General features: G+C 33.8%; 1 pseudogene. It reads left to right on the forward strand.

Annotated elements, in window-relative coordinates:
- Window positions 1–903, forward strand: a pseudogene (locus ASV53_RS25690) (hypothetical protein); the annotation flags it as partial.

Here is a 903-nt window from a genome sequence, read left to right on the forward strand (position 1 = left end):
AAATCAACTTTTGGCTTTATACCGTTTACTAAAAGAATAGTAATAAAAAGCAACGATAAGTATTACTGTACATCTCCATTACTTGCATCTGAGGATACTCCATATAACAATGTTAAAAGCGATCCTACATTTAACGAATTATTAGCTCTTGATTTAAGGGACGATCGGGAAAAGTATTACGACACAAGGTCAGATCGCTATGGCGAGGAAGAAAAAATATTAGCAGAGTATTATGTTAATCTGTTTAGAGCTGAAGTAAGTTGGAATGGTTATAAGGGTGAATATGTACCAAACAAATTCTATAAGGATTACTTAAAATCCATTGGTGAAGAGTGGAGTGTTTACCATGAAAGTGGGTATTACTTAACTAGTACGAAATATAATGGAACGTATAAGTTTGACGAACCAAGCAATAAAGATAACGTACTAGGCTTAGGAAAGCTTAGCTATGAAGTCGGTAGAAATAAATATTCACATGTTGATATAGAACGTACAGCGAAAGAAATTAGCTTAAAAAGAAAGGATATGTATCCATTTTCTATTCCTTACTCTACATATCATAAACCTCACGACAAATTACAATCAAAATGGAGTTCACATTTGAGAGATGTTTGTACTTCAGCTGATGAAAATGGCATACCGGATTTTCATAATTTAGAGCGAAGAGCGTTCAATTCAGATTCTGATTTAAAATCTAACTTCAGCCAAGAAGTTAGGAATATGAAAGCTAACGGCGGAACAGATATGTATCAAGGTCTACTTGCTGCACCAAATTATTTTGATGGAGCGGTAAATAAAAACAGATATATCATTGTTCTATCTGATGGGCAAGAGAATGGCTATAACTTTAGTCGGTTGGTTTCAAATGGTCTTTGTGAAAATATAAAGACTACTCTATCAGAG

Origin of the sequence: Photobacterium sanguinicancri, assembly GCF_002265265.1 — a bacterium.
Taxonomy (GTDB): Bacteria; Pseudomonadota; Gammaproteobacteria; order Enterobacterales; family Vibrionaceae; genus Photobacterium; species Photobacterium sanguinicancri.